The organism is Bradyrhizobium sp. WSM4873 (genome assembly GCF_055811355.1).
This window is the reverse complement of sequence record NZ_JBVVPS010000036.1, coordinates 1-14758: the sequence shown is the minus strand read 5'-3', so window position 1 is coordinate 14758 and position 14758 is coordinate 1. Positions and strand designations below refer to the sequence as shown.

General features: G+C 63.9%; 12 protein-coding genes and 1 tRNA gene. 8 read left to right on the top strand and 5 right to left on the bottom strand.

The features are described from left to right. Positions 1-229: 229 nt before the first annotated feature. Together AC0L21_RS32005 and cpdR are read right to left on the bottom strand one after the other, a co-directional pair. Positions 230-304: transfer RNA gene (locus AC0L21_RS32005), tRNA-Val, on the bottom strand. A gap of 74 nt (positions 305-378) precedes the next feature. After that, positions 379-738, bottom strand: a complete 360-nt coding sequence (gene cpdR, locus AC0L21_RS32000; RefSeq protein WP_007597092.1) for a cell cycle two-component system response regulator CpdR — start codon at positions 736-738, stop codon at positions 379-381. Positions 739-1141: 403 nt separating this feature from the next. Here cpdR and AC0L21_RS31995 point away from each other — a divergent pair, with 403 nt between their 5' ends. The 3 genes from AC0L21_RS31995 to AC0L21_RS31985 all read left to right on the top strand — a co-directional run bounded on the left by AC0L21_RS31995 (position 1142) and on the right by AC0L21_RS31985 (position 4334). Then, complete coding sequence (locus AC0L21_RS31995) at positions 1142-2032, top strand: N-formylglutamate amidohydrolase (RefSeq protein ID WP_473265673.1); 891 nt, start codon at positions 1142-1144, stop codon at positions 2030-2032. A gap of 536 nt (positions 2033-2568) precedes the next feature. Further along, on the top strand, positions 2569-3351 hold the full coding sequence (gene hisN / locus AC0L21_RS31990) for a histidinol-phosphatase (RefSeq protein WP_473265672.1): 783 nt from the start codon (positions 2569-2571) through the stop codon (positions 3349-3351). A gap of 17 nt (positions 3352-3368) precedes the next feature. Continuing rightward, entirely contained in the window at positions 3369-4334 is a 966-nt protein-coding gene (locus AC0L21_RS31985; RefSeq protein ID WP_473265671.1) for a Bug family tripartite tricarboxylate transporter substrate binding protein, read from the top strand. Positions 4335-4342: 8 nt separating this feature from the next. Here the strand turns inward: AC0L21_RS31985 and AC0L21_RS31980 are convergent, their stop codons facing one another. Continuing rightward, a complete protein-coding gene (locus tag AC0L21_RS31980) occupies positions 4343-5233 on the bottom strand; it encodes a LysR substrate-binding domain-containing protein (protein ID WP_368507023.1) in 891 nt (296 codons plus the stop codon). An 89-nt stretch (positions 5234-5322) separates the two neighbouring features. Here AC0L21_RS31980 and AC0L21_RS31975 point away from each other — a divergent pair, with 89 nt between their 5' ends. Beyond that, positions 5323-6075 (top strand): sulfite exporter TauE/SafE family protein, encoded by a 753-nt coding sequence (locus AC0L21_RS31975; RefSeq protein WP_473265670.1) that lies wholly within the window; start codon positions 5323-5325, stop codon positions 6073-6075. A gap of 6 nt (positions 6076-6081) precedes the next feature. On the opposite strand, the gene AC0L21_RS31970 is transcribed toward AC0L21_RS31975, so the two are convergent. Continuing rightward, positions 6082-6714, bottom strand: a complete 633-nt coding sequence (locus AC0L21_RS31970) for a LysE family translocator (protein ID WP_473265669.1) — start codon at positions 6712-6714, stop codon at positions 6082-6084. 246 nt (positions 6715-6960) lie between these two features. Between AC0L21_RS31970 and AC0L21_RS31965 the strand changes: the two genes are divergently transcribed. Both AC0L21_RS31965 and AC0L21_RS31960 read left to right on the top strand, forming a co-directional pair. Further along, positions 6961-8757, top strand: coding sequence for an adenylate/guanylate cyclase domain-containing protein (locus AC0L21_RS31965; protein WP_473265668.1), 1797 nt, complete (start codon positions 6961-6963; stop codon positions 8755-8757). Positions 8758-8933: 176 nt separating this feature from the next. Further along, complete coding sequence (locus tag AC0L21_RS31960; RefSeq protein ID WP_473265667.1) at positions 8934-11696, top strand: di-heme-cytochrome C peroxidase; 2763 nt, start codon at positions 8934-8936, stop codon at positions 11694-11696. 195 nt (positions 11697-11891) lie between these two features. On the opposite strand, the gene AC0L21_RS31955 is transcribed toward AC0L21_RS31960, so the two are convergent. Continuing rightward, positions 11892-12839, bottom strand: coding sequence for an alpha/beta fold hydrolase (locus AC0L21_RS31955; protein WP_018453339.1), 948 nt, complete (start codon positions 12837-12839; stop codon positions 11892-11894). Between the two features lie 221 nt (positions 12840-13060). Here AC0L21_RS31955 and AC0L21_RS31950 point away from each other — a divergent pair, with 221 nt between their 5' ends. Together AC0L21_RS31950 and AC0L21_RS31945 are read left to right on the top strand one after the other, a co-directional pair. Further along, entirely contained in the window at positions 13061-13522 is a 462-nt protein-coding gene (locus AC0L21_RS31950; protein WP_007597127.1) for an Hsp20 family protein, read from the top strand. A 319-nt stretch (positions 13523-13841) separates the two neighbouring features. Next, positions 13842-14612: an alpha/beta fold hydrolase gene (locus AC0L21_RS31945; RefSeq protein ID WP_473265666.1), complete on the top strand. Its 771-nt coding sequence runs from the start codon at positions 13842-13844 to the stop codon at positions 14610-14612. Positions 14613-14758 lie beyond the last annotated feature (146 nt).

Genomic DNA, 14758 nt, shown 5'->3' with positions numbered 1-14758 from the left:
ACGCTCTTCGAGCTACGCCGGACACGCTTCGCCGCAATGACATTGGTGGCTTGCCCAGCCGTAGCTCGCGGCGGCAGCCCGCCTGCGCTCTTTGGGCTTCGGCGTGGCATCCTTCACTCGCTTCGCGAGCGAAGATTGCGGCTTGCCGAGCCGAAGCTCGCGGCAAAAAGTCCGCCTGCGCCCGTTGGGTTTCGGCGCGACATCCTTCTCTCGCTTCGCGAGCGAAGGATGGTGGGCGCGACAGGGATCGAACCTGTGACCCCTACCATGTCAAGGTAGTGCTCTCCCGCTGAGCTACGCGCCCTAGATGTCGTCTAGATCGGGTCGGGTCCCTATAACGGCTCAGGGGAGCCGGTGCAAGGACGGAAGGGGGCCGATTTAGGCCGCCAGCATCTTGTTCACTTCACTGACCAATTCGCGCAAATGCACGGGCTTGGACAGCACCTTGGCGTTCTTGGGGGCGTCCGAATCCGAGTTCAGGGCAACCGCGGCGAAGCCGGTGATGAACATGATCTTGATGTCGGGGTCGAGTTCCGAGGCCCGGCGGGCGAGCTCGATGCCGTCCATCTCCGGCATCACGATGTCGGTGAGCAGCATCTCGAACGGCTCTTCCCGCAGCCGCTGGTAGGCGGCCATGCCGTTATCGTGGGACGAGACCTGAAAACCGGCGTTTTCCAGCGCCTTGACCAGGAAACGGCGCATGTCGTTGTCGTCTTCGGCGAGCAGGATCTTTGGCATGGCGGAAATGTCGAATCCCCAGAGGATATCAGCAGAGGTCACTAAGCCCGACGGAGGGTAAATATGGGGTGAAAATATTTACCCTGAGCCGGCTGTGCTTGCCGGCCCCCTTGTGAACCTGAAAGCAGTTCGAAGCAATCGAGCCGTACCTGCTGGTCCCCATCTCGCTGCCCGCAGGGTTAAGACATGTTCCAGCGCAGATCTCATCTTTTCGCTTGGCAGGATGGTTGCGATTCCGGACAATGACGACACATAAGAGCCGCCTGATCGGCCGAATCAATGCGTTGAGACCGGTGCCGGGGCTTGTTGGATCGTGCGGCGCTAAGGGCGAAGCCTGATACCGAGAGGCAAAGCCTGATTGCCAAGGGACGGAGCCTGACACCAAGGGATGAAGCCTGAGAAGATGACCCGGTTTGACGGCGACAAGTCGCCAGCGTTCGAGATCGTTGAGCCCGCGCAATGGCGCGCGCCGGTTATCTTCAACTCGCCCCATTCGGGCTCGACCTATCCGGACGAATTCCTCAGCGCCTCCAGGATCGACCTGCCGACGCTGCGGCGTTCCGAAGATTCCTTCATGGACGAGCTGATCGGCCATCTCAGCGAGCGCGGCTTTCCGACCGTGCGGGTCAATTTTCCGCGCTCCTATGTCGACGTCAATCGTGAGCCCTATGAGCTCGATCCCCGGATGTTCACCGGGCGCCTGCCGAGCTTTGCCAACACCCGCTCGATGCGGGTCGCCGGCGGGCTCGGCACCATTCCGCGCGTGGTCGGCGACGGCCAGGAGATCTATCGCGAGCGCATCATGGTCGACGACGCGCTGGGACGGATCGAGACGCTATACAAGCCCTATCATCGCGCGCTGCGCCGGCTGATCAACAAGGTGCACCAGATGTTCGGCACCGTGGTCCTGGTCGACTGCCATTCGATGCCCTCGGTCGGCGTCTCCCGCGATGAGCCGCGCCGGCCCGACATCGTGATCGGCGACCGCTACGGCACGAGCTGCACGCCGCTATTGCCCGACCGGGTCGAGGAGACCATGGCCGGACTCGGCTATTCGATCGGCCGGAACAAGCCTTATGCCGGCGGCTTCATCACCGAGCATTACGGCAACCCGGCCAGTGGCCTGCACGCCGTGCAGCTCGAGCTCAACCGCGCGATCTACATGGACGAGCGGCGGCGCGAGCGCACTCCGCGCTTTGCGCAAGTGGCGTCGGACTTCGGCGTGCTCGCCGACGTGCTGGCGACCACGGTCCCGTTCGGCGATCTCGGCCCGTTCCAGGCCGCGGCGGAATAGTCGCGACGTTTTTCTTCGGACGATCGGGTTGGGCGATCAGCGCGAGCGCGTTTCGCGGCGCGCATTGAAATGAAAGCCGACGCTGAAAGAAATGAGAGGCTGAAAGAAAAAAGGGCCGCTTCTAATGAAGAAGCGGCCCAAGTCTAGGGAGGAAACGCCCAAGGAGGGCAGCAGTAACGCGAGAAGCGCTACCGCACCGCAACAATATGCGGCCGCGACGCACAAAGTGCAAGGGCTTTCGAGCGATTTCCCATGCAATGAGGACATAGCTCGGTTGCTTCCAGAGAAACCCAGATTCAGTTCCTTTGATAAGGAAATTCAATGGGTTGATAGTCATTTGCATACGAACAAGGCAAGCCCGGAACTAAGGTTTCAACTCAATGATCGATATTTGCCCAGCGGATGTCTTCGACGAGGCGAACGCTTCCCGCATCCAAAATACCAGGGTGCAAGAGCAAGACAGCGCTGCACGATTCTTCCGATTTGAGCTAGGCAGGAGTGAGCTTCACCCGACTTTCGCTTTTTGAGGATACGCCGTGACGGTGATCGATTTCTCCGCCTTCATCGGACGGCTCGCCACCGCCTCCGGCGAAACCATCCTGCCGTTCTTCCGCACCTCGCTGTCGATCGAGGACAAGAGCAAGACCAAGGATTTCGACCCCGTGACCGAGGCCGACCGCGCCGCGGAGGCGGTAATGCGGCGTCTGATCAAGGCCAACTTTCCCCAGCACGGCATCGTCGGGGAGGAGTTCGGCAACGAGCGCGAGGATTCGGACTATGTCTGGGTGCTCGACCCCATCGACGGCACCAAATCCTTCATCGGCGGCTTTCCGATCTGGGGCACGCTGATCGCGCTCCTGCACAAGGGCACGCCGGTCTACGGCATGATGCACCAGCCCTTCATCGGCGAACGCTTTTCCGGCGACAGCGGCTCGGCACATTATAAAGGCCCCTCCGGCGAGCGCCGGCTCCAGGTCCGGCGCTGTGCTTCGCTGTCGGAGGCGACGACCTACACCACCAGCCCGCTGCTGATGAACGAGCGCGACCGCGCCATCTTCGGCCGCATCGAGAAGGGCGCGCGGCTGTCGCGCTATGGCGGCGACTGCTACTCCTATTGCATGCTGGCGGCAGGTCACGTCGATCTCGTGGTCGAGACCGAGCTGAAGCCTTACGACATCGCAGCGCTGATCCCGATCGTGACCGGCGCCGGCGGCGTCGTCACCACCTGGGAAGGCAAGCCGGCGCAGGGCGGCGGCCGCATCGTCGCAGCCGGCGACGCCAGGGTTCACGAAGAAGCACTGAAACTGCTCAACGGATAGGCGATACAGGAGCCTGCATGACGAACTGTCGCAAGCTCCTTCTCGCGGCCTTGCTTCTGTTTCCGACGCTGGCCTGCGCCCAGAGTTTCCCGGCCAAGCCGATCAAGCTGATCGTGCCGTTCCCGGCCGGCGGCCCCAACGACATCATCGCGCGGGTGATCGGCCAGCGCATGTCGGAGCTATCAGGACAGCCCGTGCTGATCGACAATCGCGGCGGCCAGGGCGGCGTGCTCGGCACCGATGCCGTCTCCAAGGCTGCAGCTGACGGCTACACCATCGCGATCTCCAGCGCCGGCGCGCTGGCGATCAGCCCGAGCATGGAGAGGGTCGCCTACGATACGCTCAACGACCTCACGCCGGTGACGCTGGTTGCGACCGTGCCGGAAATGCTCGTTGTCGCCACCAACGTCCCCGCAAAGGACATCGCGGAATTGATCGCGCTCGCCAAGGCGCAGCCGGGAAAACTCAACTTCGCCTCCTCCGGCCCCGGCAGCCTGCCGCATCTCGCCGGTGAATTGTTCAAGCTCACCGCAAAGATCGACATCGTGCATGTGCCCTATCGCGGCGCCGCTCCCGCCGTGAACGATCTGCTGGGCCAGCAGGTGCAGTTGACGTTTCTGGATCTCCCCGTGCTGCTGCCGCAGATCAAGGCGGGCGCCCTGCGGCCGATCGCGGTCGGCTCCGCCGAGCGTTCGCCGACGGCGCCTGACGTGCCGACCACGGCGGAAGCCGGCTTTGCCGATCTGCGCATCGAGAACTGGTACGGCATGGTTGCGCCGAAGGGCACGCCGAAGGAGATCGTCACCGCGCTGCATGCCCTCGCCACGAAGGCGATGGCGGATCCCGCGGTGAAGGAAAAGCTCGCCGCCCAAGGCGCAACGCTGGTCGGCGATGAGCCAGAGCATTTTCGCACATTCATCGCGGACGAGACCAAGAAATGGGCGAAGGTGATCAAGGACGCCGGGGTGGAGACGGCGAAGTAGCGCACAGCTCACACTGCCGCCGCCCGCAGATGCTCCACCAGCATCTTCGCCGGGCGCGGCAGCGTCTTGAAGCTTCGCGCGCAGATCACGAGTTTGCGGTTGGCCCAGCTATCGCGCAGGCGGACCATGGCGAGCGGCATCAGTTTTGCGCAGCGGCGGGCCGCGGCTTCGGGCACCAGGGCAACGCCGACATCGGCGGCGACCATCTGGCAGATCGCATCAAAGTCGCGCAGGCGCGCACGGTAATGCGGCCGCATGCCGAGCCGGGCGGCGTGCTTCGAAATATGCACCTGAAGCGCGGTGGCGCTGGTGAGCCCGACGAAGTCGCAAGCGCCCGCCTCCTGGAAATCGATCGCGCGGCGGCCTGCGAACGGACCGCGCCTGGACGTCACCAGCGTCAGGCGATCCTCGCTGAAGGCGAATCGCTCGATGTGATCGGGCAGCGCATGCTCGGCTGCGAAGCCGAGATCGGCCGCGCCCGCAGTGATCGCGGCCGCGATGTCGGTGCTCTCGCGCTCCTCGATGTCGATGGCGACGTCGCGATGCTCGCGCAGGAAGCCGGCGAGCGCCTTCGGCAGATGCTCCGAGAGGCCGGAGGTATTGGCGAGGAAATGCACGCTCGCGCGCACGCCGCTGGCAAAGCCGGCGAGATCGCCGCGCATGGCGTCGATCTGGTGAATGACGAGACGGGCGTGATCGAGCAGGCTCTCGCCGGCCGAGGTCAACTCAACGCCGCGGCGCCCGCGCTTGAGCAGGGCGACGCCGAGCGCATCCTCCAGCCCCTTGATGCGTGCGCTGGCTGAGGCTAGCGCCAGATGCGACCGCTCCGCGCCGCGGGTGATGCTGCGTTGGTCGGCGACCGCGATGAACAGCTGGAGGTCGACGAGGTCGAAGCGCATCCCGGGCCCCTTCAGCCTTCGCTCTAGACGAAGGCTCTCTCCGCAACCTACAGATTGTGCCGGCGCGCCGCATCGGTCAATGTGCAGATATGATCGACCCGCTCCTCATTCTCATCGCCGCCGTCTTCCTCATCGCCGGATTCGTCAAGGGCGTGGTCGGGCTCGGGCTGCCGACGGTGTCCATGGGCCTGCTCGCGGTGAGCATGGCGCCGAGCCGCGCGATCGCCATCGTGATCGTGCCCGCCATCGTCACCAACATCTGGCAGACTTTCGTCGGCCCCCATCTGCGTGACATCCTGAGGCGGCTGTGGCCGCTGATGATCGGCACCGTGATCGGGTGCTGGCTCAATGCCGGCGCGCTCACCGGCCCACATGCGCGCTACGGCACGATCGTGCTCGGCGTGCTCCTGGTCGTCTACGCGATCATCGGGCTGAACAAATTCCAGTTCCACGTTGCGCCAAAGAACGAGAAATGGGTCGGCGGCGTGGTCGGTGTGGTCACCGGCGTGATCTCGGCCTCGACCGGCGTGCAGGTGATCCCCTCGATGCCATTCATGCAGGCGATCGGCATGGAAAAGGACGAGCTGGTGCAGGCGCTCGGCGTGTTTTTCACGACAGCGACACTGGCGCTCGCCTTCAATCTCACCGCGGACGGATTGCTGACGCCGGCCAATGCGGTGCCGGGCGCCGTCGGCATGGCCTGCGCGTTTGCCGGCATGTACATCGGGCAAACGGTGCGGGCGCGGATGCCGGCGGAAGCGTTTCGCCGCTGGTTCCTGATCGCGATGATCCTGCTCGGCCTCTATCTCGCCGGCAGCGCCCTGCTGAAGGAATTCGCGTAAAGGGCGTTACCGCGTCTCCAGCATGGCGACGCGGATACCGAGATAGATGAAGAGGCCGCCGAGGGCACGGTTGACCCAAGCGACCGCGCCTTCGGAGCTCCGCAAGCGGTGGGCGGCCCTTGCCGCGAACGCCGCCAGCACCAGGCACCACAGCGTTCCCGTGCAGATGAAGATCAGGCCGAGCGTCAGGAAAGCGAGCGGCTTGTGCGCCGAGTCGGCTGCGACGAATTGCGGCAGGAAGGCCAGGAAGAACAGCGCGACCTTGGGATTGAGCGCGTTGGTGAAGACGCCCTGGAGGAAAACCCGCCGCAGCGAGCTTTGCACCGGCTCGTCGATGGCCGAGGCCGGCACCGGGCGCGACCATAGCATCTGAAGCCCGGTCACGACGAGATAGGCTGCTCCGACCAGCTTCAGGATCGAGAACGCGGTCGACGAGGCCATCAGCAGGGCCGAAAGGCCGATCGCTGCGCCCGCGACGTGGAAAAAGCAGCCGCAACTGATGCCCAGCGCGGCCGCGGCGCCACCTCGCCAGCCCAGCTGCATGCTGCGGCCGATCACATAGACCGTATCAGGCCCCGGCGTGATGTTGAGCAGCACGCCTGACAGGACGAAGAGCCAGATTTCGTGAATGCCCAGCATGTGTTACGTGCCTCCGTCGCCCAACCATGGCCCAAGAGGCCGGCTTAGTGGGTTCGCTCGTCCCCGTCCACTGCCGGGATTGCCGAGGATTTACCTCGAATTTGCAATGCGGTTCGTACTTTCGCTCAGCCTCATCTGCTCTATAAGGAACGGGTTCTTTGAACGTGGGATTCGAGGCAACTGCCACGCCGTGGCCGGTCCTCGATCTCTTCCAAGTCTCTTGCAAGTCTCTTGGAGCTCCGGAATATGGAAAGACGTCTGGCTGCCATTGTCTGCGCCGATGTCGCCGGCTATTCGCGCATGATGGGCACCGATGAGGCCGGCACCCATGCCGCCTTCAAGGCCCATCGCAGTGCGATCCATCCCATCATCCTCAATCACGGCGGCCGCGTCGTCAAAAACACCGGCGACGGCTTCCTGCTGGAATTCCCCTCGATCGTCGGCGCCACCGAGGCCGCGATCGCGATGCAGACGCTGATGGCGGAGCGCAATCACCATCTGCCCGCCGATCGCGCCATGCAGTTTCGCCTCGGCATCCACATGGGCGACGTCATCGCCGACGAGGACGAGGTCTTCGGTGACGATGTCAACATTGCCGTCCGCCTCGAATCCGTGGCGAGCCCCGGCGGCTTCGCGATCTCGGCCAAGGCCTACAAGGAGGCCGGCAAGCATCTCACCGTGCCGCTGGTTGATGCCGGCAACCACCGCTTCAAGAACATCAAGGATCCGATCGGGGTCTGGACCTGGACGCCTGAGGGTGCACCGGCGCTTGCGCCCGCGCTGAGGGAGGCATCCGCCCTCTCGCAGCAGTATCGCACCGCGATCGTCGGCGTGCTGCCTTTCGCCAATCTCAGCGACGCACAGGACGAGTATTTCTCCGACGGCCTGACCGAGGATTTGATCCACGCGCTGTCGCTGCAATCCTTCTATCGCGTGCTGAGCCGCAACTCGACCTTCGTGTTCAAGGGTAACAACGTCAGCACCCGCCTGATCGCGCGGGAGATCGACGCCAGCTATCTGATCCAGGGTTCGGTGCGGCGTGCCGGAGCCAAGATCCGCGTCACCGCCGAGCTGATCGCGCCGGAGACCGGCGAGCAGCTCTGGACAGGCCGCTACGACCGCGACATCGGCGATCTCTTCGCGATGCAGGACGAGATCACCACCAACCTGTCCGCCGCCATCGCCACCGAGATCGTCCGGGCCGAGGCCTCGGCGCCGGCGCGGCTCTCGACCGACGTCACCGCCTGGGACCGCTTCCTCAAAGGGCTGTCGCACTATTATCGGCAAACCAAGGAAGACCTGGCTATCGCCGTCGACCTGTTCCGGGAGGCCATCAGGCTCGAGCCCAAGCTGTCGATTGCGCACGCCTATCTCGCCACGATCCAGATCCAGAGCATCCACTTCGGCTGGGTCAAGGGCACGCGCGAGATGTGGGCCGAGGCGATGAAGCTTGCCGAAACCAGCGTTCGGCTCGACCCACGTTCGTCATTTGCGTTCTCGATCCTGTCCTGGACCCACGCGCTGGAGGGCCATTACGAGGCCGCGATGGACGCCGCCAAGCGCGCCGTCGCGCTCAACCCCTACGACAACGGCGCGCGCGGCGTGCTCGGCATCTGCCATTTCGCCATCGGCGAGCACCGCGAGGCGATCGAGTTGTTCTCGATGGCCGCGCAGCGCGACAACAGCGATCCGCGCTACCAATGGGCCGCGCTGAACGCCTTCAGCCATTATCTGCTGGGCCAATATGACGCGACCCTGTCATGGGCCCGGGAACAGCTCTACATCAACCCGAACCATTTGCAGGCGCTGGCGATCCGCGCCGCGGCGCTGGCGCAATTGGGACGCGCCGGCGAGGCGGTCGAGGCGACGCGCGTGCTCATGGCTAACTACCCGACCCTGAATGTCGACCGTCATTTGCGCAATTTCCACTGGAAGCGGCCCGAGGACCTCGCCCATTACCGCACCGGACTCTTGAATGCGGGCGTGCCGCTCGGCAAACTGACCCTGGTCTCGAGCGACGTCAAACGCGTCGTCGAATCCTGAGGGCCAGCCGCGGCCACGCGGCAATGTCCCCTCCGCCTTTGATTGACACGACAGTGAATTCAGCCACACTCCGCTACACGCTGAAGTAGTATAATGTATTGTCGGTTTGTCAGAACTTTCCGCGCTCTATCGCCGCGTCTGTATTTCACGATTCGCCGTTTTCAGGATTTTGGGCCATGCATGACTCCGCTCCGAAGCCCCCCTTCGACCCCTCGATCCAGGTCTCGCCGAACAATCCTTGTCCATTCCTCCGCGGCCTCGTCGGCGAGGGGTTTGTTGACGGCGGAACCGTCCCGCTCGGCACGCTGTCGCAAACGATCGCGAATGCGAGCGGCGAGACCGGGCTGAAGAAGGTCTCGGCCCGCATCCAGGTCCGCGGCGTCGCGCTCATCGCCAACGGTCTCGGTCACATCCTGAAGAGCATATTTTCGGGCGCGCAGCTCGACGCGTTGCGTGGCGGCCCTCTCGACAAGCGCGGTGCCGGCTCGCGCGTCCTCGGCGTCGACGGCAAGGTCGATGAGGACGAGCTCGCGCGATTTGCGAGCTTCGGCCGGAACTACCAGGATCCGAACGGCGGCGGCTCTGAGCCCGGTCTCAACGCCTCGGAAATCGGCGTCTTCATGCGCGACAACCTGAAGCGGGCCGGCAGCGCCGCGCGCTGGTACTACCCCCTGCTGATGAAGTTCGAATGGCCGATCCTCCTGAAGATCGTGGGCAAGGGCGCGGGTGAGGACCGCTATCTCAGCGTGGCCGACGTGCGCACTCTGTTCAACGAGCGGCAATTCCCTGCTCGCATCAACCAGCGGCTCGTCTCGCAGCCGGTGTCGACCTGCCAGCGCGTGGTGCGGGGCGCCTTCAAGGTTGCGGCCCTGCTCGTCGTCCTCGGTCTCGCCTTGCTCGTTGCGGTCGCCGAATTCCCCGACCCGGTGCGTGCCATGCTGCCGCAAAAGGGAATTCTCGTGAATCTCCTGCCGCCGCCCTTGCCCACGATCCCCGAAACGAAGGCGGCCTTTTGGCTCGAACAGAACTGGTCACTGAAGGACAGGCACTGGTTTCACCATGCCAGCCAGGGCACCGCGACCTTCCCGGTGCCCTATGAATGGTTCATGGCCCTGGAGCAGCCGCGCCTGCATCTGTTCTCTCGGCCGGGCATGATGACGGACAGCGCCTATCTCGAGCGCTTCGGGTTCATTCCGAGCCCGCAGTCGATCCAGACCGACGCGACGTCACTGCGGCGCTTCGGCTACGCCAATGTCTACGAGACGACGCAGGTGCCGGACTGGTCGACCAGATGGACGCCGGCGGAGAACGTCGACGGCCTGCCGGTCGGCTTCGCACGGATGACCGGTGTCGTCGATCCCGCGACGGGCCGTCGCGAGGAGGACAAGATCGGGCTGACCTGCGCGGCCTGCCATACCGGCCAGATCCACTACCAGGGCGTGGACGTACGTTTCGACGGCGGCCCGGCCATGACCGACCTGAAGAAGCTCGAGCTCTCCACCGGCCTGTCGATCGCCTACACGCTCTACGTGCCGTTCCGCTTCCAGCGCTTCGCCGATCGCGTGCTCGGCCCCGATGCCAGCAAGACCGACCGCAACGCGCTCAAGCAGAAGCTCAGCGCGATCGGCAACTTCCTGATCGACTGGGCGCAGCTCCAGCAAAAGACGGTCGAAGCCAAGAAGACCTGGAACGGCAGGCAGCAGCAGGACACCGAGGAGGGGTTCGGTCGCCTCGACGCTCTCAATCGCATCGGCAATCAGGTGTTTTCTCAGGATCTCGCGCTGAGCGGGCTCAAGGGATTCGAGAAGAACCTGCACGCCCAGGATGCCCCGGTCAGCTATCCCCCGATCTGGACCGTGCCTTGGTTCAAGTTCGCCCAGTACGACGCCTCGATCGAGCAGCCGCTGATCCGCAACGCCGGCGAAGCCCTCGGCGTGACCGCGCTGCTCAACCTGTCCGACGCCTACCCGGAGGACAGGCTGTGGCGCTCCTCGGTTCATATCAACACGCTCGGCTGGATCGAGGACATGCTCAGGGGGCCAGATCCGTTCAAGACGGCAGATCCCTCCACCGGTCCGAAGTTCGGCGGCCTGCTGGCGCCGAAATGGCCCTCGCAGATCCTCGGCGACAATTGGAGGCTCGATCAGAAGAAGATCGACAATGGCCGCAAGATCTACGCTGAGATGTGTTCCGGATGCCATTTGCCGGCGATCGACACCCCGGCTTTCTGGTCTTCGGGACATTGGGAGCCGAGCGGCGACAGCAAGGTGCTGAACGCGGTGACGATCCCTCTCGACGAGATCAAGACGGATCCCGAACAGTCGCTCGTGCTCAGCAACAGGATCGTCGATTTGCCCGGCTTCCTGAAGGTGAATACGGCCGACCTCCAGAAATGGTGGCAATGCGACGTCTCGACCGCGAGCTCGCCGACCGAGATGGTATATGCGCTCGGGCTGATGACGGTGGTGGATCTCGTCGCCCGCAAATGGATGGACGACGAGAAGACTCCGGACGCCGAGCGGGCGAAATTGTGGAATCTGGCGCGCAAGAACTGCCTCAATCCGGTGGGGGGAGCACGCTATCGGGCACGGCCGCTGAACGGCATCTGGGCCACGGCGCCCTATCTGCACAACGGTTCGGTGCCGTCTCTCTACTGGCTGCTGAAGCCTGCGAGCGAGCGCCCGCAAAAATTCTGCATGGGCCGCCGCGACTATGATCCCATCACCGTCGGGTTTGCGGTCACCGCCGACGAGAAATGCAAGACGGGTGAAACCAAATTCTCGGCGGGCTCGGAGAAGGATCCGATCCAGGGCAACAGCGTGCTCGGCCATTCCTTCGAGCGCAAGCCGGGCGAGGAAAAACGTCCCGGCGTCATCGGTCGCGTGTTCAAGGACGACAACGAGCGCTACGATCTGATCGAGTATCTGAAAACGCTGTAGTCGAGCTCTGTCCCAAGCACGCCGCCCACATCCTGAGGAGCCCGCACAAGCGGGCGTCTCCAAAGATAGCCGCGGGCGAGAGCCGGGCCTTCATGGTTCGAGACGCGCGTTCCGCGCTCCTCACCATGAGGGTCTTGCGAACTAAGCGAGGCGAGGGAGCGCACCTCGCGCGCAGCAGCCATTCACTTCAAATCCTCACTTGAACAGCGGCGTGCCCGGCACGAAGGCGTCGAAGGCTGCCCAGAATTGGGAGCGGTAGCGGTCCTGCTCCTGGAGAATCTCGTGCTTGGCGCCGGCGATCACGAGATGGGACCCGGCGCGCAAATGATAGGCGAACTCCTCGATCGCCGCGATCGAGACCACGGTGTCGCTGGAGGCCGCCAGCATCAGGATCGGCTGACGGATCTCGGACGGGTAGTTTTTGCCCTTGAAGGTGTTCATCGCGCGGAAGGCGGTATCGGCCCACGCAACCGTCGGTGACGCCAGCCCGAGGGTCGGATCCTCCTCCAGGATCGCGGCATTGCGCGCATAGCGCACGGGATCGCTGGTCAGCGGATTGTTGATGAAGGGATTGAGCCCGGTGATCTGGTCGCTGCCGCCGGGAACATAACGGCCGCCCATCCCCAACACGCGCATCGTCTTCAGCAGAGCCCGCGCCGGAAACGAGGTGGCGCGGCCGGGGAGGTCGATCATCGGCGCAGACAGCACCATGCGGTCGAACCAGCGCTTGCCCGCATGCGCCACCCGCAGCATCACCGTGCCGCCCATGGAGTGGGCGAGCGCGAAGAAGGGCGGCGGGCAATCCGGCAGCACCACCTGCTGCACGAAGGTCTCGACGTCGATCTCGAAATCGGCGAAGTCGCGAACATAGCCCTTGCGCGGATCGCGCAGACGGCGCGAGGAGTGGCCCTGGCCGCGCCAGTCGATCATCGCCACAGCAAAGCCGCGGTCGCGCAAATCGCGCACGGTCTCGAAATACTTTTCGATCTGCTCGCTGCGTCCGGTGAAGACGCAGACGGTGCCCTTGCGGTTCGCCGGCGGCGCCCAGCGCGCAAAGCGCAGCTCGACGCCATCAGGGGTTTTGATGGTGCCGCTGACGACGTCTTCGGGAACGGGATTGGATGGTATCGAGACCAGCGTCATGATGGGGAGGGCTTGGGCACGAAGTGCTGCAAATCAGGGGGCGGGAGCGCCGAAAAGGCCAAGTATCCGCCCTCTTGAACGCCGTTCTCGTCAACCCATATCACCTTGGTGCAGGCCGCTACCAGTGTTTCGGAACCGGAACATCAGGCTGCACACAGACGAAAGCCCGGCCCGATTGGCGGGCGGGTTACTCAAACAGTCGCTCAATGGAGGACTTGACCATGCGTACCTACGACCTGACCCCCTTCTACCGTTCCACCGTGGGCTTCGACCGCCTCTTCAACCTGCTCGACCAGGCCGGTTCGGACGGCAGCCCCGGTTATCCCCCCTACAACATCGAGCGCACCGGCGAGAACGACTACCGCATCACTGTTGCGGTCTCGGGCTTTGCCAAGGATGAGCTCTCCATCGTCGCGAAGGAAAACACGCTGACGATCAAGGGCGAGAAAGTCGCCAACGAGAACTCGAAGGCCGAAGTGCTGTACCGCGGCATCGCCGCGCGTGCCTTCGAGCGCGCCTTCCAGCTTGCCGACTTCGTGCAGGTGAAGAACGCCTCGCTCGAAAACGGGCTGCTTCATGTCGACCTCGTCCGCGAGATTCCCGAAGCGAAGAAGCCGCGCCAGATCGCGATCAACACCGGTGCGCAGGGCGCACAGGTGATCGAGAACTCCGTAGCCGCGTAAATCACGGACGTCACTTCCAGGTTGCGAAAACGCCCCGGTGCCCCGGGGCGTTTTTTTGTTTTTGTTCGGCTCTCCTCGTCCCCGCGAAACCAGGAAATCCTACCGCGAGACCTAGAATCGTGCGGGGACGGAATACCGAACGGGATATCCGCCATACCTTCCCTGCGCCGATGGTCTCGGCCTTTGCCGGGACGTCAGCGATTGCTGGACTGCGTTGCTGGGGTGTTGCACCGCATCACAGAGCGGTGAATTGGCGTAACGCCGTCGCCCCGCGCGTCGTCATTTGGCTATCGAACCGAAAACAAGACGGAGAACGATCATGACTTTCTGGCGCAGCTTTTTCGTCGCCGCGAGCCTGCTGGCGGCCCCGCTCAGCCTCGCTCACGCGCAGACGCCGCAGACCGTGAAGGCCAGGAACGTCGTGCTGGTGCACGGCGCATGGGCCGACGGCTCGAGCTGGTCCGAGGTGATCCCGATCCTTCAGGCCGCTGGCCTCAACGTCACTGCCGTACAAAATCCGCTGTCGTCGCTTGCGGACTCCGTCGAGGCGACCAAGCGCGTGCTGGCCGAACAGGAGGGGCCGACCGTGCTGGTCGCGCATTCCTGGGGCGGCACCGTGATCAGCCAGGTCGGCACCGATCCGAAGGTCACCGGTCTCGTCTATGTCGCCGCACGTGCGCCCGATGCCAGCGAGGATTTTGTCGCGCTGTCGAAGCAATTCCCGACCGGCCCCGTGCGTGCCGGCATCATTGAGCGCGACGGCTACACCAAGCTCTCGGAAGACGCCTTCCTGAAGTATTTCGCCAATGGCGTGAAGCCGGAGCAGGCCAAGGAGCTCTACGCCGTGCAATGGCCGACCGCCGCCTCGATCTTTGCCGGTCGCACCACCGAGGCGGCATGGCATTCGAAGCCGAGCTGGTACGTGGTATCGAAGAACGACTACACGATCAATCCGGATCTCGAACGCTTCCTCGCCAAGCGCATGAACGCAACCACGATCGAGCTCGATGCCGGACACCTCTCGTTGGTGTCGCATCCGAAGGACGTGGCGAATTTGATCCTGGAAGCGGCGGGGTATGGCCGCAGCTGAGTGGCGCTTGTCATGGTGCAGAAGGCGCCTGAATGCTCAGGCGCCTTTTGCTTTTGTGCCCAATCTCCCCAACCAAGGGGAGGGGGGGAAACCAGGGGGACCCCGTGGGGGGTTTGGGGGGCGGGCAGAAAAAACCCCCCCGATTT